The sequence below is a fragment of the Achromobacter sp. MUI-25009338 genome, assembly GCF_057359325.1.
On record NZ_CM170627.1, the window covers coordinates 4795927 to 4814784 of the forward strand.

General features: G+C 65.8%; 20 protein-coding genes and 2 tRNA genes. 10 read left to right on the top strand and 12 right to left on the bottom strand.

The features are described 5' to 3' along the window. Positions 1-12 precede the first annotated feature (12 nt). From dnaK to hrcA, 6 genes are all read right to left on the bottom strand, one after another. A complete protein-coding gene (gene dnaK, locus AC1IQ6_RS22655) occupies positions 13-1938 on the bottom strand; it encodes a molecular chaperone DnaK (protein WP_102774202.1) in 1926 nt (641 codons plus the stop codon). Positions 1939-2018: 80 nt separating this feature from the next. Beyond that, entirely contained in the window at positions 2019-2423 is a 405-nt protein-coding gene (locus AC1IQ6_RS22660) for a thioredoxin family protein (RefSeq protein ID WP_102774201.1), read from the bottom strand. Positions 2424-2431: 8 nt separating this feature from the next. Further along, complete coding sequence (gene grpE, locus AC1IQ6_RS22665; RefSeq protein WP_102774200.1) at positions 2432-2989, bottom strand: nucleotide exchange factor GrpE; 558 nt, start codon at positions 2987-2989, stop codon at positions 2432-2434. A 99-nt stretch (positions 2990-3088) separates the two neighbouring features. Next, positions 3089-3325 carry a hypothetical protein gene (locus AC1IQ6_RS22670; RefSeq protein ID WP_111826467.1) on the bottom strand — a complete coding sequence of 79 codons (237 nt, stop codon included), beginning with the start codon at positions 3323-3325 and terminating at the stop codon, positions 3089-3091. After that, a complete protein-coding gene (hemH, locus tag AC1IQ6_RS22675) occupies positions 3315-4430 on the bottom strand; it encodes a ferrochelatase (RefSeq protein ID WP_485866596.1) in 1116 nt (371 codons plus the stop codon). Before hemH ends, AC1IQ6_RS22670 begins: the two co-directional genes overlap by 11 nt. 45 nt (positions 4431-4475) lie before the next feature. Beyond that, complete coding sequence (gene hrcA / locus AC1IQ6_RS22680) at positions 4476-5480, bottom strand: heat-inducible transcriptional repressor HrcA (protein ID WP_102774198.1); 1005 nt, start codon at positions 5478-5480, stop codon at positions 4476-4478. A gap of 140 nt (positions 5481-5620) precedes the next feature. Between hrcA and AC1IQ6_RS22685 the strand changes: the two genes are divergently transcribed. Both AC1IQ6_RS22685 and recN read left to right on the top strand, forming a co-directional pair. After that, the gene (locus AC1IQ6_RS22685) at positions 5621-6520 is read left to right on the top strand and encodes an NAD kinase (protein ID WP_102774197.1); all 900 of its coding nucleotides are present in this window, start codon (positions 5621-5623) and stop codon (positions 6518-6520) included. A 13-nt stretch (positions 6521-6533) separates the two neighbouring features. Then, entirely contained in the window at positions 6534-8195 is a 1662-nt protein-coding gene (recN, locus tag AC1IQ6_RS22690) for a DNA repair protein RecN (protein WP_111826466.1), read from the top strand. Between the two features lie 102 nt (positions 8196-8297). Here recN and fur read toward each other — a convergent pair whose 3' ends face one another. Then, positions 8298-8717 (bottom strand): ferric iron uptake transcriptional regulator, encoded by a 420-nt coding sequence (gene fur, locus AC1IQ6_RS22695; protein WP_062679813.1) that lies wholly within the window; start codon positions 8715-8717, stop codon positions 8298-8300. A 153-nt stretch (positions 8718-8870) separates the two neighbouring features. Here fur and AC1IQ6_RS22700 point away from each other — a divergent pair, with 153 nt between their 5' ends. Both AC1IQ6_RS22700 and dapB read left to right on the top strand, forming a co-directional pair. After that, positions 8871-9407 carry an outer membrane protein assembly factor BamE gene (locus AC1IQ6_RS22700; RefSeq protein ID WP_102774195.1) on the top strand — a complete coding sequence of 179 codons (537 nt, stop codon included), beginning with the start codon at positions 8871-8873 and terminating at the stop codon, positions 9405-9407. Between the two features lie 16 nt (positions 9408-9423). Further along, entirely contained in the window at positions 9424-10215 is a 792-nt protein-coding gene (gene dapB, locus AC1IQ6_RS22705) for a 4-hydroxy-tetrahydrodipicolinate reductase (protein WP_111826465.1), read from the top strand. Positions 10216-10278: 63 nt separating this feature from the next. Here the strand turns inward: dapB and murB are convergent, their stop codons facing one another. Further along, positions 10279-11325 carry a UDP-N-acetylmuramate dehydrogenase gene (murB, locus tag AC1IQ6_RS22710; protein ID WP_485865339.1) on the bottom strand — a complete coding sequence of 349 codons (1047 nt, stop codon included), beginning with the start codon at positions 11323-11325 and terminating at the stop codon, positions 10279-10281. A gap of 244 nt (positions 11326-11569) precedes the next feature. On the opposite strand from murB, the gene AC1IQ6_RS22715 reads away from it, so the two are divergent. The 3 genes from AC1IQ6_RS22715 to AC1IQ6_RS22725 all read left to right on the top strand — a co-directional run bounded on the left by AC1IQ6_RS22715 (position 11570) and on the right by AC1IQ6_RS22725 (position 12362). After that, positions 11570-11645: transfer RNA gene (locus AC1IQ6_RS22715), tRNA-Gly, on the top strand. 134 nt (positions 11646-11779) lie between these two features. Continuing rightward, positions 11780-12037: an addiction module antitoxin gene (locus AC1IQ6_RS22720; RefSeq protein ID WP_247747900.1), complete on the top strand. Its 258-nt coding sequence runs from the start codon at positions 11780-11782 to the stop codon at positions 12035-12037. Between the two features lie 4 nt (positions 12038-12041). Beyond that, the gene (locus AC1IQ6_RS22725) at positions 12042-12362 is read left to right on the top strand and encodes a type II toxin-antitoxin system RelE/ParE family toxin (protein ID WP_111826462.1); all 321 of its coding nucleotides are present in this window, start codon (positions 12042-12044) and stop codon (positions 12360-12362) included. Positions 12363-12377: 15 nt separating this feature from the next. Here the strand turns inward: AC1IQ6_RS22725 and AC1IQ6_RS22730 are convergent, their stop codons facing one another. Next, a complete protein-coding gene (locus tag AC1IQ6_RS22730; RefSeq protein WP_111826461.1) occupies positions 12378-13766 on the bottom strand; it encodes a heavy metal sensor histidine kinase in 1389 nt (462 codons plus the stop codon). Beyond that, entirely contained in the window at positions 13763-14461 is a 699-nt protein-coding gene (locus AC1IQ6_RS22735; protein ID WP_111826460.1) for a heavy metal response regulator transcription factor, read from the bottom strand. The genes AC1IQ6_RS22730 and AC1IQ6_RS22735 overlap by 4 nt, the downstream gene beginning before the upstream one ends. A 232-nt stretch (positions 14462-14693) precedes the next feature. On the opposite strand from AC1IQ6_RS22735, the gene AC1IQ6_RS22740 reads away from it, so the two are divergent. Both AC1IQ6_RS22740 and AC1IQ6_RS22745 read left to right on the top strand, forming a co-directional pair. After that, positions 14694-15842, top strand: a complete 1149-nt coding sequence (locus tag AC1IQ6_RS22740; RefSeq protein WP_111826459.1) for a glycosyltransferase family 4 protein — start codon at positions 14694-14696, stop codon at positions 15840-15842. Between the two features lies 1 nt (position 15843). Beyond that, positions 15844-16230, top strand: a complete 387-nt coding sequence (locus tag AC1IQ6_RS22745) for a DoxX family protein (protein WP_485865340.1) — start codon at positions 15844-15846, stop codon at positions 16228-16230. Between the two features lie 7 nt (positions 16231-16237). Here AC1IQ6_RS22745 and AC1IQ6_RS22750 read toward each other — a convergent pair whose 3' ends face one another. Continuing rightward, positions 16238-17296, bottom strand: a complete 1059-nt coding sequence (locus AC1IQ6_RS22750; RefSeq protein WP_485865341.1) for a 2Fe-2S iron-sulfur cluster-binding protein — start codon at positions 17294-17296, stop codon at positions 16238-16240. A 9-nt stretch (positions 17297-17305) separates the two neighbouring features. Beyond that, positions 17306-18328 carry a hypothetical protein gene (locus tag AC1IQ6_RS22755; protein ID WP_111826456.1) on the bottom strand — a complete coding sequence of 341 codons (1023 nt, stop codon included), beginning with the start codon at positions 18326-18328 and terminating at the stop codon, positions 17306-17308. Between the two features lie 297 nt (positions 18329-18625). Here AC1IQ6_RS22755 and AC1IQ6_RS22760 point away from each other — a divergent pair. After that, a tRNA-Gly gene (locus AC1IQ6_RS22760) sits at positions 18626-18701 on the top strand. Positions 18702-18858 lie beyond the last annotated feature (157 nt).

Sequence of the window (18858 nt, forward strand, 5' to 3'; positions counted from 1 at the left end):
AGCGCCTGGCCATTATTGGTCGCGCTTGACTTCCTTGAAGTCGGCGTCGACCACGTTGTCGTCCACCGGCTTCGCGTTGTCAGCGGCCTGTTGCTGGCCGGCAGCCTGCTGCGCCTGCATGTCGGCGTACATCTTCTCGCCCAGCTTCTGCGAGGCCGTGGACAGGGCTTCCACCTTGGCGTCGATGGCGGCCTTGTCGCCGTCCTTCAGCGTGTCTTCCAGTTCCTTGATGGCGGCTTCGATGCCTTCCTTTTCGGAGGCTTCGAGCTTATCGCCATACTCGGTCAGCGACTTGCGGGTGGCGTGCACCAGCGCGTCGGCCTGGTTGCGCGCCTGGGCCAGTTCGGCGACGCGGTGATCTTCCTCGGCGTTGGCCTCGGCATCCTTGACCATGCGCTGGATCTCGTCTTCCGACAGACCCGAGTTGGCCTTGATGGTGATCTTGTTTTCCTTGCCGGTGCCCTTGTCCTTGGCCGACACGTGCAGGATGCCGTTGGCGTCGATGTCGAACGTGACTTCGATCTGCGGCATGCCGCGAGGCGACGGCGGGATTCCTTCGAGGTTGAACTCGCCCAGGGCCTTGTTGCCCGCGGCGATTTCACGCTCGCCCTGGAACACCTTGATCGTCACGGCCGGTTGGTTGTCGTCGGCGGTCGAGAAGGTCTGCGAGAACCGGGTCGGGATCGTCGTGTTCTTCTGGATCATCTTGGTCATCACGCCGCCCAGGGTTTCGATGCCCAGGGACAGGGGGGTGACGTCCAGCAGCAGCACGTCCTTGCGGTCGCCCGACAGCACGGAACCCTGGATCGCGGCGCCGGCGGCGACGGCTTCATCGGGGTTCACGTCCTTGCGCGGATCCTTGCCGAAGAATTCCTTCACCTTTTCCTGGACCTTGGGCATGCGGGTCATGCCGCCGACCAGGATCACGTCGTCGATGTCGGAAACCTTCACGCCGGCGTCCTTGATGGCCACGCGGCAGGGCTCGATCGTGCGTTCGATCAGTTCTTCGACCAGCGCTTCCAGCTTGGCGCGCGTGATCTTCAGGTTCAGGTGCTTCGGACCCGAGGCGTCGGCCGTGATGTACGGCAGGTTGATTTCGGTCTGCTGGGCCGAGGACAGCTCGATCTTGGCCTTTTCGGCGGCTTCCTTCAGGCGCTGCAGGGCCAGCACGTCCTTGGACAGGTCGACGCCCTGTTCCTTCTTGAACTCGCCGATGATGTAGTCGATGATGCGCTGGTCGAAGTCTTCGCCGCCCAGGAAGGTGTCGCCGTTGGTCGACAGCACTTCGAACTGCTTCTCGCCATCGACGTCGGCGATTTCGATGATGGACACGTCGAACGTGCCGCCGCCCAGGTCATAGACGGCGATCTTGCGGTCGCCCTTTTCGGTCTTGTCCAGGCCGAACGCCAGCGCGGCGGCGGTGGGTTCGTTGATGATGCGCTTGACGTCCAGGCCGGCGATGCGGCCGGCGTCCTTGGTGGCCTGGCGCTGGCTGTCGTTGAAGTACGCGGGCACGGTGATGACGGCCTCGGTCACTTCTTCGCCCAGGTAGTCCTCGGCGGTCTTCTTCATCTTGCGCAGCACGTCGGCCGACACTTGGGGAGGCGCCATCTTCTTGCCGCGCACTTCCACCCAGGCGTCGCCGTTGTCGGCCTTGACGATGGCGTAGGGCATCAGGTTGATGTCCTTCTGCACCGCCTTTTCTTCGAACTTGCGGCCGATCAGGCGCTTCACCGCGTACAGGGTGTTCTTGGGGTTGGTCACCGCCTGGCGCTTGGCCGGGGCGCCGACCAGCGTTTCGCCGTCGTCCATGTAGGCGACGATGGAGGGGGTGGTGCGCGCGCCTTCCGCGTTTTCGATGATTTTGACCTGCCCGCCGTCCATGACAGCCACGCAGCTGTTGGTCGTGCCCAGGTCAATGCCGATAATCTTGCTCATGGTGGGTTACCTTGATTGAATCTGTGTAAATAGGGGGAAACGTCTTGTCCCCACATAACTGGGGCTGCCCGTAAGGTTTTTCAAGACGCCGGGCCAGAATTTTCCGCGGCCGTTTCCTGCTGGCGCCGGATCGCCTCGGTGAACTGGGGCAGCCCGGGCCAGCCGGTGATGCGCCCCAGCCGCTTGCCGGCGCGATACAGCACAAAAGTGGGGACGCCATGCAGGGAAAAGCGCCGGCCCAGGGGTTCGTCGGCGTAGACGTCGGCCTCGAACCACGTCAGGCCCAGCCCCAGCAGGGTCTCCCGGTGCAGCAGCGCGGCCTGCTTGAACAGGTTGCAGTTGTAGCAATCCTGGCCCCACAGGAACACGCAGCGCAAATCCGTTCCCGGCGCCTCGATCACCGCCCGGTCGAATCCATCGGAGTCGACATGACGCATGCCGAACACCTGGAATACCTGGGCGGGGTCGAAGCGGGGATCGTTCATGGGATGCCTCAGCCCTGGCCGGCCGACACCACCACCAGCGCCGGGCGCAGCGTCCGGTCGGCGATGGAATAGCCTTTCTGCAGCAGCTGCACCACGGTATTGGCGGGCTGCTCGTTGGGAATGGATGAAATGGCCTGGTGCAGGTGCGGGTCGAACTTGTCGCCCTGCGCCGGCGCGATTTCCTTGAGCAGGTTGCGCTCGAAGGCGGCCGACAGCTGCTTGAGGGTGACTTCCACGCCTTCGCGCAGCGCCTCGACCGTCTGGTCGGGCTGGGCCAGGGCGGCTTCCAGGCTGTCTTTCACCGGGACCAGGCTTTCGGCGAACGACTCGATGCCGAACTTGCGCGCCTTGGACACGTCTTCCTGGGCGCGGCGGCGCATGTTCTCGACTTCGGCGTGCGCGCGCAGCACCTGGTCGCGCTGTTCATTGACGGTAGCCTGGGCGGCGTCCAGCTGGGCGCGCAACTCGTTCAGCTCGGCCTGCGCGGCGTCCTGTCCGGCGGGAGCCGCATCGGCGTTCTGGCCGATCTCGGGCGCCTGGTCCGCAGGCTCGTGGGGTGCCGTCATGGGGAATCCTCCAAAAAGAATGGCTTTCGCAGACATGAATGGGGGCCAATACCCCTATTTCAAGCCCGGGAAAACGAAATATTCCCCGACGCCTCCCCGCTATTTCTTGGGAGGCTGCGCCGGCGCGGCCGGATCGCTGGCCGGGAAACTCTCCTTGAGCGCGCGGTCCATGCGCTCTTCTTCATCGTCGGGCTCGGGGTTGACCGCAATGGGATCGCTGGCCGGAAAGGTCTCCGCAAGCGCCTCGTCGAGTTCGTGCTCGACCTGATCCTCGTCTACGGGAGTGCTAACCGTCCCCTTTTTTACCGTCTTGCCAGTCTTGGGATCATGGTGCATGCGCCTTCTCCTTCAAGTCGGTGGACTGCGTGAGCCATCCCTGCAAGTGCCGTTCCACCAGGCCGGCCAGCCCCGCGATCCAGGCCGGATCGTCGTTGAGCGCGGAAATGTAGCGGAAGCGCTTGCCGCCCGCCGCCATGAAGGCGTCGCGGCATTCCAGGCTGATCTCTTCCAGGGTTTCCAGACAGTCTGCCACAAAACCCGGGCACACCACATCGACCTCCGTCGTACCCGAGGCGGCCAGCGCCTTGAGGGTCGGTTCCGTATAGGGTTCGAGCCAGCGGGCCGAGCCGAAACGGCTCTGGAAAGTCACCTCGATCTGGGCGCGCGGCAGCGACAATCGCTGGCACAGCAGGCGCGCGGTTTCCATGCAGTCGCGGTAGTAAGGGTCGCCCAGCTCGATCGAATAGCGCGGCAGGCCGTGAAAGCTCATGACCAGCTTCTGGGGCTTGCCGTGCTCCTGCCAATAGCGTTCGATATGGCCGGCCAGCGCGTCCAGGTAGGCCGGCTCTTCGTGGAAGCGCTTGATGAAGCGCAGCTCCGGCTGGTCGCGCAGCCGGCCGGCATGCCGGGTTACCGCGTCCACCGCCGTGGCCGTGGTGCTGGCCGCGTATTGCGGATAGAGCGGAACGGTCAGGATGCGCTCGCAGCCCTGGGCGCGCAGGCGCGCGATGGCGTCCGGGATGGAAGGATTGCCGTAGCGCATGCCCAGCTCGACCACGGCGTCGACGCCCGCGGCCCGCAGGGCGGCGCGCACGCCGTCGGCCTGGCGCCGGCTGTACACCATCAGCGGCGAACCTTCCCGCAGCCAGACGCCGGCGTAGCGCGGCTCCAGCTTCTTGGGCCGCATGGTCAGCACCAGCCCGTGCAGTATCGGCTTCCAGAGGTAGCGGGGAATCTCGATCACGCGCGGATCGGACAGGAATTCACCCAGGTACTTGCGGATGTCCTTCCTGCCCGGCGTATCGGGCGTGCCCAGGTTCACCAGCAGCACGCCGACCCGCCCGGCCCCGCGCGGCGGCGGATCTTCGTCGAAGGGGTCGTCCTGCTCGGGCTCGGGCAGATACCGTTCAGGCCACAAGTATTTGAACAGGCGAAGAAACACAAACACTCCCCTTCCTCCGCAAGGAGGATGTCGTTTTGAATGGGCCTACTGGTTGTGGCTGAGGGCGTTGGACAACAGGCGCGCCGTGATGTCCACGATGGGAATGACGCGCTCGTACGCCATGCGGGTCGGGCCGATCACGCCCAGCGTGCCCACCACCTTGCCGTCGACCCCGTAGGGCGCGGTGATGACGGACACTTCCTCCATGGGCACCAGCTGCGAATCGCCGCCGATGTAGATCTGCACGCCCTGCGCGCGGCTGGAGACGTCCAGCAGCTGCAGCAGGTCGGTTTTTTTCTCGAACAGCGAGAACATCTTGCGCAGCCGGTCCATGTCGGAGGCGATGTCGGTCACGTCGAGCAGCTTGCGCTCGCCGGAGATCACCATGGCGTCGCCGTCCTCGGCCGCCTCGGCGCTGGCCTCGACGGCGGCCTGCATCAGGCGCGAAATGTCTTCGCGCAGCTGGGCCAGCTCGGTCGACAGGGTCTGGCGCACCACGTTGAAGGACTTGCCGGCGAAATGCATGTTGAAGAAATTGCCGGCTTCCAGCAATTCCGTCTCGGAGTAATCGCGCTGGACGAACAGGATGCGGTTCTGGACGTCGCCGTCGGGCGTGACGATGATGAGCAGCACGCGCTTGTCGGACAGGCGGATGAATTCGATCTGGCGGAACACCTGCGCACGCTTGGGCGTGAGCACCACCCCGGCGAACTGGGTGAGGTTCGACAGCAGCGCCGCCGCGGCGTTGACGGCGCGGGTGGGTTCGGCCGCCGCCAGCATCTCGCCCATGTTGTGGGGCTCGAGCTGGTAGGACTGCACCGCCAGCAGCGAATCGACGAACATGCGATAGCCCCGCGGCGTGGGCACGCGGCCGGCGGAGGTATGCGGGCTGTGGATCAGGCCCAGTTCTTCGAGGTCCGCCATGACGTTGCGGATCGTGGCCGGAGACAGATCGAATACTTTCGATAGCGTCCGCGAGCCGACTGGCTGCCCATCGGCGATATAGCGTTCGATCAACGCCTTCAGTAGGGCGCGTGCACGGTCATCCATAACAGGTATTTTAGGGAAACTTTTCCGATTGAGGCGATTTTTGTCCCGCAAGCCAATATGCGGCCCCATATAATCGGCTTAATAGCACATTCCGGGCGGATTTCGGCCCGCGCCCGCCCTTTCTGGATACGCAAGCAGCCATGCACTTTCCTACCGTCGCCCTGATCGGCAGATACCAGGACACCGGCCTGGACACACCGCTGAGAGCCCTCGCCCACGCGCTGGCGCAGGCCGGCCGGCATGTGCTCATCGACGCCGACACGGCGCGCAATACCGGGCTGACCGAATACCCCGTGGCCACGCTCGAGGAAATCGGCCAGACCGCCTCGCTGGCCGTCGTCATGGGCGGCGACGGCACCGTGCTGGGCGCGGGCCGCCACCTGGCGCCCTACGGCGTGCCGCTGATCGGCATCAACCACGGCCGCCTGGGCTTCATCACCGACATCGCGCTGCAGGACGCGCACGGCGCGCTGGCGCGCGTGCTCGAAGGCAGCTTCCAGATCGAGGAACGCACGCTGCTGCAAGGCAGCGTGTGGCGCGGCGACCAGCAGATGTATTCCGCCACCGCCCTGAACGACGTGGTTCTGAACCGCGCCGGGCGCGGCGGCATGATCGAGGTCCGGGTCGAACTCGACGGCGCATTCATGTACACGCAGCGCGCCGACGGCCTCATCATCGCCACCCCTACCGGCTCGACCGCCTACGCGCTGTCGGCCAACGGCCCCATCCTGCACCCCGGCATGAACGCCATGGTGCTGGTGCCCGTGGCCCCGCAGACGCTGTCGAACCGCCCCATCGTGATTCCCGACACGGGCGTGCTCAACATGACGCTCACGGCCATGGGCCGCGTGGAGGTCGGCGCCAGCGTGCATTTCGACATGCAGACCTGGTCCGACCTGCAGCCGGGCGACCGCATCGTCGTGCAGCGCGCCCCTTACGTCATCCGCTTCGTGCATCCGGAAGGCTACAGCTTCTTCTCCACGCTGCGCCGCAAGCTGCACTGGAACCTGATGCCCCAGGCCACCGACAACGTAGAGTAGTAAGCGCCCCGACATGCTGCGCACCCTGCACATCCGCGACTTCGTCATCGTCGAACAGACCGAGATCCATTTCGGCCCCGGCTTCACCGTCTTCTCCGGCGAGACCGGCGCAGGCAAGTCCATCCTGGTGGACGCGCTGGCGCTGGCGCTGGGCGAGCGCGGCGACGCCAGCATGCTGCGCGAAGGCGCGGCGCGCGCCGACATCACCGCCGTCTTCGACACGCCCAAGACGCTGCACGCCTGGCTCGAAGAACGCGAGATCGACGCCGACGACGAACTCGCCTTGCGCCGCGTGATCGACGCCCAGGGGCGCAGCCGCGCCTACATCAACGGCACGCCCGCCACCGTCGCGCAGTTGCGCGAACTGGGCGACAGCCTGGTCGACATCCACGGCCAGCACGCGCACCAGAGCCTGATGCGCGCCGACGCGCAGCGCGACCTGCTCGACGCCCACGGCGGCCATGGCGAGCTGCGCCAGGCCGTGTCGCAGGCCTGGAAGCAATGGCGCGCGCTGGCGCGCCAGCTGGAATCCGCCGAAAAAGACGCCGCCAGCCTGGCGACCGAACGCGACCGCCTGCAATGGCAGGTGGACGAACTCGACCAGCTGGCCCTCGGCCCGGACGAATGGGACGCGCTGCAGACCGAGCACACGCGCCTGTCGCACGCGCAATCGCTGCTCGACGGCGCCAGCCAGATTCTCGAAGCCCTGGACGGCGAAGGCGATTCGGCGCACCACCGGGTCACCCAGGCCAACCAGCGCATCCAGCAGATGCTGCGCCACGACCCCGGGCTGCAAGGGGTGTACGACGAACTCGAATCCGCGCGCATCGCGATCAGCGAGGCCGTCTCCGACCTGAACAACTACGTCAGCCGCGTCGATCTCGATCCGCAACGCCTTAGCGCCGTGGAAAGCCGCCTGGGCCTGGTGTTCGAGACCGCCCGCAAGTTCCGCACCGAGCCCGACGCCCTGTGCGAACTGCGCGAAAGCCTGCACGCCCAGCTCGCGGCCCTGCAGGCCGCCGGCGACGTCGAGGCGCTGCGGGCGCAAGCGCAGGCCGCCCAGGCCCAGTACGACGCCGCCGCCGCCAAGCTCACCACGGCCCGCCGCAAGACCGCCCGCGATCTCGGCAAGCTGGTCACCCAGGCCATGCAGACGCTGGCCATGCAGGGCGGCCGGTTCGAGCCCACGCTGGCGCCCGCCGCGCCCTCCGCCCACGGCAACGAGCAGGTCGAATTCCTGGTGGCCGGCCATGCCGGCACCACCCCGCGCGCCCTGGCCAAGGTGGCCTCGGGCGGCGAACTGTCGCGCATCTCGCTGGCGCTGTCGGTCATCGCCAGCCGCGCCGCGCGCGTGCCCACGCTGATCTTCGACGAAGTCGACAGCGGCGTGGGCGGCGCGGTCGCCGAAGTCGTGGGCAAGCTGCTGCGCGAACTCGGCGAACGCCACCAGGTGCTGTGCGTGACCCACCTGCCGCAGGTCGCGGCCTGCGCCAACAACCAGTTCCTGGTCAGCAAGGCCGAATCGCGCGGCACGACGCGCTCCAGCATCGAAGAGCTGGACCCGTCGGCCCGCGTCGAGGAAATCGCCCGGATGCTGGGCGGCATCAAGCTCACCGCCACCACGCGCGAACATGCGCGCGAGATGCTCCAGGGCTTCGGGCAGGCGCCGGCCTGACCCATCGGCAATACCGCCTGCAATAAAAAAACCCCTTCAATTTGAAGGGGTTTTGGAACTCACTGCCCCGCCGCGAGCGCAGCCACGGGCCGGAGGATCGGATCAGCGTCCTTTCAGGCAGCTGCCGCAGATGCCGTAAAGCACCATGGCGTGGCTTTCCAGGGCAAAGGCGTTGTCCTTGGCAATCTTCTGCTGGCGCTTTTCGATTTCCGGATCCGAGAACTCCACCACCTTGCCGCAATTCGTGCAGATCAGGTGATCGTGGTGATCGCCGTCGTTGAGTTCGAACACTGCCTTGCCGCTGTCGAACTGGCTGCGGGCAAGAATGCCGGCCTGCTCGAACTGCGTCAGCACGCGGTACACGGTGGCCAGGCCGATTTCGACGTTTTCGCCGATCAGGGCGCGATAGACGTCTTCGGCGCTGAGGTGCCGTTGGTCTGATTTGCGGAAAATATCAAGAATTTTCAGGCGCGGGAAAGTCGCCTTCAAACCCATGTTCTTCAATTCGCTTTGGTCGCTCATGGTGTAATCGCTCTCCGTCCGCGTTGGCATGGGCAAGGATGGGTTCACCGCGAGCCGGCTCACCGAATTCATGCCGCCACGCGGAACTATCCTTATGAAACCTTTATGATAACGGTTTTGTCTGCTTCCAAATAATAGGGGCGCGTAGTGTCCATGATTGCACGAATTCCCTCCCGTTCGCTGAAGACCGGCCTGGCCGTCGCCGCCCTGGCCGTCGCCCTGGCCGGATGCTCGGGCGACAAGTGGGGCTTCCCCTACAAGGCCCCCGTCCAGCAAGGAAACTGGATCACCCAGGAACAGGTCGCCCTGCTGCAGCCGGGCATGACGCGGGAACAGGTGCGCTTCGCGCTGGGCAGCCCGACGCTGACCAGCGTGCTGCACGCCAATCGCTGGGACTACCCCTACTACTTCAAGCCCGGCTACGGCGACGCCCAGGAGCGCAAGTTCACCGTCTGGTTCGAAAACGACCGCCTGGTCCGCTGGGAAGGCGACAAGCAGCCCGACCTGCAGCCCTACCAGATCAACACGCCCGACGCCGCCGCCGACGAGAAGGCGGAAAAGCGCCTGAGCGAGGACGAGGCCCGCCAGAAACAGGACGAAGCCGAGAGCCGGCGCGAGGCCGATGCGCCCGTCAGCCCGCTGAACCAATACCCCGGCCAGCCGGGCAACGCGCCCCAGCCGCTCAACTAATTCCAAGGACCCCGCCATGCGTATTGCAATTGCCGGCGCCAGCGGCCGTATGGGCCAGATGCTGATCGACGCCGTCCTGAACGCCCCCGACCTGGAGCTCACGGTCGCGCTCGACCGCGCCGGCTCGACCGCGCTGGGCCAGGACGCCGGCGCCACGCTGGGCAAGCAGACGGGCGTGGCCATCACCGACGACCTCGACGCGCTGGCCCAGGCCGACTGCCTGATCGACTTCACCCGTCCGGAAGGCACGCTCGAACACCTTCAGGCCTGCGTCAAGCACGGCGTCAAGGCCGTCATCGGCACCACCGGCTTCGACGACAATGGCCGCGCCGCGATCGAAGTCGCCGCGCAGAAGACCGGCATCGTGTTCGCGCCCAACATGAGCGTCGGCGTCAACGCCACGCTCAAGCTGCTCGACATGGCCGCCCGCATCCTGAACGCCGGCTACGACGTCGAAGTCTTCGAAGCCCACCACCGCAACAAGGTCGACGCGCCCTCCGGCACCGCCCTCAAGATGGGCGAGACCATCGCCTCGGCCTGGGACGTCGCGCTGCCCGACGTCGCCACCTGGAGCCGCCACGGCGACACCGGCGTGCGCAAGCCCGGCACCATCGGCTTTTCCGTGCTGCGCGGCGGCGACATCGTGGGCGATCACACCGTGTCCTTCTGCGGCGTCGGCGAACGCATCGAGATCACGCACCGTTCTTCCAGCCGCGCCACCTACGCCCAGGGCGCGCTGCGCGCGGCGCGCTTCCTCGAAGACAAGCACAACGGCCTGTACGACATGCAATCGGTGCTCGGCCTCTGAGCCCGCGCCCCAACAAAAATAGGACCTGCAAAGGTCCTTTTTTTCTGCCCGGAACCAGCCGGATCACACGACGACCGGCTCGGGCTCCAGCCGCACGCCGTAGCGCTCGAACACCGACTCCTGGATCGCGCGCGCCAGGGCCATGATATCGGCCGCGCCGGCGCCTCCCCGGTTGACCAGCACCAGGGCCTGGCGGTCGTGCACGCCGGCGGCGCCCAGCGCCCGCCCCTTCCACCCGCATTGGTCGATCAGCCAGCCCGCGGCCAGCTTGTAGCGGCCGTCCGGCTGCGCGTAGGACACCAGGCCCGCATGGCGTTCGGCCAGCGCGTCGCGCACGTCGGCCGGCACGATGGGATTCTTGAAAAAGCTGCCGGCGTTGCCGGTGACCGCCGGATCGGGCAGCTTGGCGCGGCGAATTTCGCACACCGCGTCGAAAATCGCGCGCGCCGTCGGCGCCTGCACCGCCAGCCGCGCATGGCGCTGCAGGTCGGGGTAGTTCAGCACCGGACGCCAGGGCCGCGGCAAGGCGAAACGCACGCTCACGATGATCCAGCGCCCCGGCTCGTCATGCTTGAACACGCTGTCGCGGTACGAAAACCGGCAAGCCGCCGCGTCCATGTCGACGTAGCGCGCCTCGCGCACGTCCCAGGCGGTCAGCCCGTGGAAACGCTCCTGCAGCTCGACGCCGTAGGCGCCGATGTTCTGCACCGGCGCCGCCCCCACGGTGCCGGGTATCAGCGCCAGATTCTCCAGCCCGTCCCAGCCCTGTTCGATGCAGGTCTGCACGAAGCCATGCCAGTTTTCACCGCCCGCCGCCTCGACCAGCCAGGCATCCGGCCCCGCCTGCAGCAGACGCACGCCCTTGAACCCGACCCGCGCCACCAGCCCCGACACCCGCTCGGGCAGCACCAGGTTGCTGCCGCCGCCCAGCACCAGCAGCGACGACGCCTGCCGCGCCAGGCGCGACAGCGCCGGCAGCTGGGCCGGATCGTCCAGCGTGACGAAGGCCTCGGCCCGCGACGCCAGGCCCAGCGTATTGAGCCGGGTGAGATCCTGGCTGACCGGAGACATGGAAATCGGCGCGACGGCGTCAGCGAAGGAATTTGACATGGGCACGACTGTGTATGCTATAGTTTCTGTCTTCGCTCATATTACTTGATTGAGTGTTTGATCTGGCTTTTGCCTGCCTTGTCTTATCCGCACCCCGTGCAGTGAACAAGACTGGACGGCACAGATCAAATGACAAGCTCAAAAAAATCATGTAGAATGCGCGCCTTCCGATCGATAACCAAGTTGATCGGAGTGAATAAGAAACCGGTTTCGGCATTGCAGAGCGTGATGGCACGAAACCCACGCGGGAGTAGCTCAGTTGGTAGAGCGCAACCTTGCCAAGGTTGAGGTCGCGAGTTCGAGACTCGTCTCCCGCTCCAGATTCCAGAAAAGGCCCAGACTTCGGTTTGGGCCTTTTTGCTTTTCCGCCCCGCCCGGCAAAGCGTCGTCCCAGGATTTGTTGTTGTATTCAAATTTAATAATATTGAATACAAATCCCTCATGGGAATCAATCATGCCCAAGACCACTACGACCATGACGGTCCGCCTTAGCGGCCCGCTTAGCGATTTCGTCGCCGCCAACGTCGGCGAGCATGGCGCTTATGAGAACGTCAGCGAATACGTGCGCGATCTGATCCGACGAGACAACGAGCGCGTGGAACAGGAGGCATCCGACCGCTTGAAAGCGGAACTGGCCCTTGCTTACGCCGCTCCCGAATCTTCGTACCTGCCGCTGTCAGCGGCCGAGGTGATCGCGCGCAACCGGGCCTGACAGCGTGGCGCAGACAAGGATACGAGTCCAAGAGGCCGCGGCCTACCGGCTCGACGAGATCTATCGATATACGCGGAACCGTTGGGGCACTCAGCAGGCCGACCGCTATATCACCGGCCTGTTCAAGGCTTTCGACGGAATCGAAACCCGCAAGACGCCATCGGGTCCCGTACCGGCCGAATTCGGCATAGACGGTTATTTTTTTCGCTACGAGCAACACTTCGCCTACTGGCGCCGGCTCTCCAACAACGATATCGGCATCGTGACGACACTCCACGAACGGATGCACCGGATCGACCGCCTTCGGGAAGATTTCGGCCTGTGAACGCGCGGTCCAGCCTCACTCCCCGCCCGCCCTCGCCTCCCCGCTCGCCATCGAAAACCCAAACGTATTGACTCCGCCCTCGCTGCGCACGAACACGTCGCCGCGGTGGATCGAGGCAATCGCCTTGACGATCGCCAGACCCAAACCGTGGTGCTTGCCGCTCTGGCTGCGCGCGGACTCGGCGCGGAAGAAGCGTTCGAACAGGCGCGGCAGGATCTGGGGATCTATCGGCGCGCCGCGGTTGGAGACTTCGACGTAAGCGTAGCCCTGCCGCTCGCGCATCGTCACGCCGATTTCGGTGCCGGGATCGGCATAGCAGGCCGCGTTCTCCAGCAGGTTGGCCAGCGCCCGGTGAAACAGCCTGCGGTCCACGCAGGCGCGGGCGTCGCCCTGCATAAGGACCGTCAGCTCCTTCTCGACGAACAGCGGCTCGACGTACTCCGCGGTCTTGGCGGCTTCTTCGCGCAGCGAGACTTCGCCCAGGTCCATCGCCATCCTGCCGACCTGCGCGTGCGACAGGAACAGCATGTCGTTGACGATGGAGGTCATGCGCTCCAGCTCCTCCATGTTGGACTGCAGCAGTTCCTTGAATTCCTGCCGGTCCTTGCCCACCGCCAGCCCGAGCTGCGTCTGTCCGATCAGGTTGGTCAGCGGCGTGCGCAGTTCGTGCGCCACATCGGCGTTGAAGCTCTCGAGCTGGCGCCAGGCCACCTCCTGCCGCTCCAGCACGCCATTGAAGGACACCGCCAGGTCCTTGATCTCGGCCGGCAGGCGGCGGATGTCCAGGCGCTGCCCGTTGTTGCCGGGCGCCAGCCCGTGCGCCTGGCCGCTCAACAGCCGCACCGGCGCCAGCCCCAGCCGCGCGATGCCGTAGCCCAGCAAGGCCACCAGCAGCACGCCGGCGATGGAGATGGCGATCAGCACGCTGGTGAAATCGCCCAGCGTCTTCATGTACGGCGTGGAATCCAGCGCGACGACCAGGCGCACCGAGGGGCGGTCGCCGGCCGGCCCGATGGTGGTGATGAGGACGTTCAGCGGACAGCAGCCCTTGTTGCCGGGCAGGACCGAAAAGCCGTCGGGCACGCGGCTCCACTCCACGCCCTCGGGTGCCGGGCCGCCGTAGCGGTAGCGCGGATCGTCGCTGATGATCCAGTGCTGCGCGTCCAGCCCGTCGTCCGGCGTCATGGCGCCGAGCCGGGAGACCAGCTTGGGCCACATCGCGGGCGACTCTCGCGACATCACCAGCGGGTCCAGGAATGCGTGGCGCAGCTCCAGCTCGTTTTCCATCTGCTGTTGCAGCGACATCTTGAGCGAGCCCTGCAGCAGCACCGCGCAGACAGAAACGATCAAGGCCACCGACAAGGCGAACATCAGCGCCAGGCGCGACGAAATCGAGGGGCTCATGAGGCGTCGGACGCAGTTTCGTCGCGGCTTTCCAGCAGGTAGCCCATGCCCCTGACGGTGTGCAGCAGCTTCTTTTCGTAGGGCGCGTCGACCTTGACGCGCAACCGCCGCATCGCCACTTCGACCACGTTGGCGTCGCTGTCGAAATTCATGTCCCAGACCTGTTCGGCGATCATCAGCTTGGACAGGATTTCGCCCTGATGGCGCGCCAGCAGACTGAGCAGCGCGAACTCCTTGGCCGTGAGATCCAGCCGCTGGCCGGCGCGGGTGGCGCGGCGCGCCATCATGTCGACCTGCAGGTCGTCGACCTGCAGCAGCGTCATGTCGACGCCGTTTCCGCCGCGGCGGCGCAGCAGCGCCTGGATGCGCGCCACCAGCTCGGTGAACGAGAACGGCTTGGGCAGGTAGTCGTCGGCGCCCTTGCGCAGGCCCTTGACGCGCTCGTCCACCGAGCCGCGGGCCGACAGCATCAGCACCGGCGTCTGCTTGCGCGCGCGCAGGCGCTCCAGGAAAGCATAGCCATCCTGGCCTGGCAGCATGACGTCCAGGACGATGCCGTCGTATTCGTGTTCCAGGGCCAGGAACAGGCCGTCGACGCCGTCGCCGGAGACGTCCACGGTGTAGCCCAGGCCGGTCAGCCCACGCTTGATGTACGAAGCCGTCTTGGGCTCGTCTTCCACTACCAGCAGGCGCATGGGTTTCCTTCGAGATTTGCTTTCGGTGCGCCGGCCGCCGTCACGGGGCGCCTCCTGAATTTATACCGCCGGCGCCGTCGGCAGCATGACTCGAACCTGACGCAATTGTCAGGAAACGGGCCGGTCAGCCTGCCGTCATGTTCGTGTCAGGCCTGGGTCACGCTGGGGTCAGCGGCCCTTGCATAGAGTGCGGAAACATGCACATCCGGCGGGAAATGCGGGCCCGAGATCCATGAAGATTCTGTACACCAACTACCACAAAGGCGACGGCGGCGGCCACACCACTTACCTGTCCACCCTCATCCGGCAGCTGGGCGGGCTGCACAACCTGACGCTTGCCGTGCCCGCGTCGAGCCGGCTTTACCGCGATTCCAGCCTGGCCGGCATGAGCCGCAAGGTGGCGGTGGAATACTCCAGCCGCATCTGGCGCACGCCCGCGCTGGTCGCCCGGCTGAAGGCGCTCATGGAGGCGGAGCGCTTTCACATCGTGCACGTCAACGGCCCGCTGGACCACCGCTGCGTGATGCTGGCGCGCATGCGCATGCGCGGGCCGCGCCCCCGCATCGTCTACACCAAGCACGACAACCATGAAATTTCCGGGCTGGGCGCGCGGCTGCGCGCCGGCCTGGGCACCGACCAGGTCATCGCGGTATGCGACGACACGGCGCGCAGGCTGCGCGCCTCGCCCTATGCGCGCTGCCCCATAAGCACCATCAAGAACGGCGTGGACACGGAATACTACCGGCCGCGCCCGCCCTCGGACTCCCCGGTATGGCCCATTCCGATCCGGGGCCGCCTGGTGATCGGCAGCAACGCCGGCACGGCGGACTACAAGAACTGGCTGCACATGGTGGAGGCGGTGGCGCTGCTGCCACGGCACCTGCGCGAACAGGCGCTGGTGGCGGTCGCCGGCCAGCCGCCCAGCGCCGCGCAGCTCGCGCGCATCCAGGAACTGGACATGATGGGCCAGGTGTACTACGCGGGGCTACTCACCGACGTGCGGCCTTTCGTGGCGGAGTTCGACCTGGGCTTCGTGCTGTCCAGCCGCATCGAGACCATCTCGTTCGCCTGCCGCGAAATGATGGCCATGGGCAAGCCGGTCATGGTGAGCCGCTACGCGGGCCTGCCCGAGAACATCGACGACGGCGTGAACGGCTGGTTAGTGAAGCCATCCTCGCCGCAGGACATCGCGCAATGCCTGACCCGCATTCTTGCGCAGCGGCCGCGGCTCGACGCCATGAGCCAGGAGGCCCGCGCCAAGAGCGTGGCCGAATTCGGCGTGCAGGGTTTCGTCGCACAGACACAGCAGTTGTACGCCGACCTGCTCGCCGCGCAGAACGTCCACCACGCAACCATCACATCACCACAAGGAGCAAAGTGACATGGACCAAAACCGCCTTCAACTCGCCGCACGCCTGCTGCTGGCCTTGCTTTTCCTGGTCGCGGGCATCAGGAAGGCCCTCGCCTTCGGCGGCACGGCGGGCTATTTCGCCAAGCTCGGCCTGCCGTTGCCCGAGCTTCTGGCGATCATGGTGATCCTGGTGGAAATCGGCGGGGCCGTCGCCGTGGCGCTGGGCTGGCGGCTGCGCGACGTGGCGCTGGCGATGGGCGCGTTCACGGTGCTCACGGCCTTCATCGGCCATCCGTTCTGGGCCGCGGAACCGGCGCAGTTCTCCGGCCAGCTGAACAGCTTCCTGAAGAACCTGGCGATCGCGGGCGGCTTTCTGCTGCTGGCCGCGCCGGCTTTCAGGCCGGCGCCGCGCCGATAGCGCCCCGTCAGGCCGCGGCGCCCGACAGCAAATGGGCGTCGTCGGCCACCGTGGGCCGCTGCTGGGCGTGGAAACCTTCGGTGTAGATCGCGTCCGGTTGCGCGCCCAGGCGCGTGGCCGCGGCCACGGCCGAGGCGACGAAGCCGGGACTGCCGGCGGCGAACACCGTGTGCCGCGACAGGTCCGCCGCCACCTCCGCCAGCACGTCCTGGACGTGGCCCGCGAGGCAGCCGTCGCGCTGCTCGCGGGTCAGCGCGATGCGGTAATCGAACTTGCGGTGACGGGCGCGCCACCACGCCAGCATGCCCAGCCCGTATACGTCGGCATGGGTGCGCGCCGACACCACCAGCATGACGCGCTGGCGAAAGCCGCGGCGCATGGCCGCTTCGGTCAGCGCCAGGATGGGCGCCAGCCCGGTGCCGGCGGCCAGGCACAGTATCGGCGCGTCCACGGCGGGATCGCCGATGAAAGTGCCGTAGGGACCGGCCAGCTTGATGTTGTCGCCCGGCATCAGCGTATCGTGCGCCCACACGCTGGTGGCGCCGCCGTCCCGGCGCGCGATCTGCAGCACCAGTTCGCCGTCGGGCCGCGGGGCGTTGGAGATCGAGTACGCGCGCGGCGCGACGCCCGCGCCGGGGTTGCCCAGCATCACGTACTGGCCGGGCCAGTAGCGCATGGGCTTGCCCAGCGGCCGCAGGCGCAGCTCCATGACGCGCGGGGCCAGCGGCCGTTTGTCGGTGACCACGAACAGCTGGTTTTCGCGCGGCGGAAACAGCTTGGGCCGCGCGTCGGCCGTGCCCCATTCGATCTCCAGCGCGTCGTCCAGCGGCTTGGCCATGCACATGAGGCCGTAGCCCTGGGCGCGCTCCTGCGGGGTCAAGGCCATGTCCAGCACGGTGCCCTGATCGAACGCGCCGGCGAGCACCTTGACCTTGCATTCGCCGCAGGCGCCGGCGCGGCAGTTGTTGGGCAAGGCGTAGCCCGCCCGCTCCAGCGCCGTCAGCACGGTGTCGCCGGGCAGGCATTCCACCGTCCGGCCGGAGGGTTGTATGGTGATGGTAGTCATGTCATGAGGTCAGAACACCGGGATGATGTCTTCCAGGTCCACGTCCGACACTTCCTGGCCGGTGATGCCGACTTCGGGGATGGCGGGGAACGGAATGTTGTAGCGGTCCAGCACGCCTTTCAGGTTGAGCATGGCGTTGCGCCAGTTCTCCAGCTTGGCCTCATGGGTGGGAATACCGAAGCCGGCCTCGCGCGCCACTTCCTCGGCCTCGCGCTGGTTGGCGATGAAGTCGGCCGGCAGGTCCCAGAACTCCATCGGCGGCTCGAACAGCACGGCCGACAGGAACAGATAGCCGGCGCGGATCTGCTTGGTCACCACCGCCTTGACGTCGTCCTTCAGGCCGGGATAGTCGCGCTCCATCACGGCCATACAGATGGCCATGTGGCGGCCCTCGTCGCGGCCGATGTTCTTGAAACCTTCCTTGAACACGGCTTCGCGCGAGTTTTCGTACATCTGCTTGAAGATCGTGGCGGCCGCGATCTCGCCCATCAGGAACGAACTGAACAGCACCGCGAGATCGTATTTCGGCACCGCCTTCTTGTAGCCCGTCCAGTAGCGCGAGCCGTTGAAGTACAGCCACTGCGCGTTCTTCTGCAGCCGCTTGCCGAGTTCGGTCTTGGGCGTGTAGGTGAGCGGGTCGGGATGCTCCAGCAGCCGCGTGATGGCCAGACCGCACATGATCTCGTGGTTCTGTTCGTCGCGCGTGACCGAGAAAAAACATTTGCGCACGACGTCCTCTTCATGGACCTCGTAGGTCTTGACCAGGGCCTCGGCGAATACCGGCGGCGCCGACGCGTCGAACACCGACAACAGCGTCCACCAATAGGCGATCGCCTCGCGTTCTTCCCAGCTGTAGCTTTCCAGGTCCAGGGTGTCCCAGGGCAGTTTCTCCGGGTCCCAGTTCTCTCGCAGGGATGCTTCCCAGACCTCCTGAAGTTTGCGGGTCTTGCAGACCCACGACAGCGGATAGACGTTGGGCTGCTCTATCGGCGGCGGCAGTTCCTGCGTGGCGGCATAACGTTGCTTTTCCATGGCTTTCCTCTCCTCCTTGATCGGATGGGCGTCGTGCGATCGCGAAGTGTCGCGACCCGATTAAGTGATACTGAATTTTTTGTTATCTACATTTTTCTGTATCACTTAATTCGAAGCAGAGTATGGGACCAGCCGCCCGGCCCTGTCATCAACACATGCGCAGAATCTTGATATGGATCAAGCTGAATGGGCCGTCGCCTGCGCGGCTGGCGTTTCCGGAAAAATTGGGTATACTTCCGCCTCGCTTGCCATAAGCCGCCGCCGGTCCCCGTGATCGCAGACGGTCCAGGCAACGATGCGGGAGTAGCTCAGTTGGTAGAGCGCAACCTTGCCAAGGTTGAGGTCGCGAGTTCGAGACTCGTCTCCCGCTCCAGATTTCGATTTCCGAAAACGCATGCGCGGTTTTTGGGAAATCCCGGTGAAAAGGGCCCTCGGGCCCTTTTTTTATCGCCCGGCCCATCCGCAACCACTCGCAGTGCCCCGGTCACGGACATGGGGTAACCTTCTGGTTGCACAAGTCAGAGGTGTTG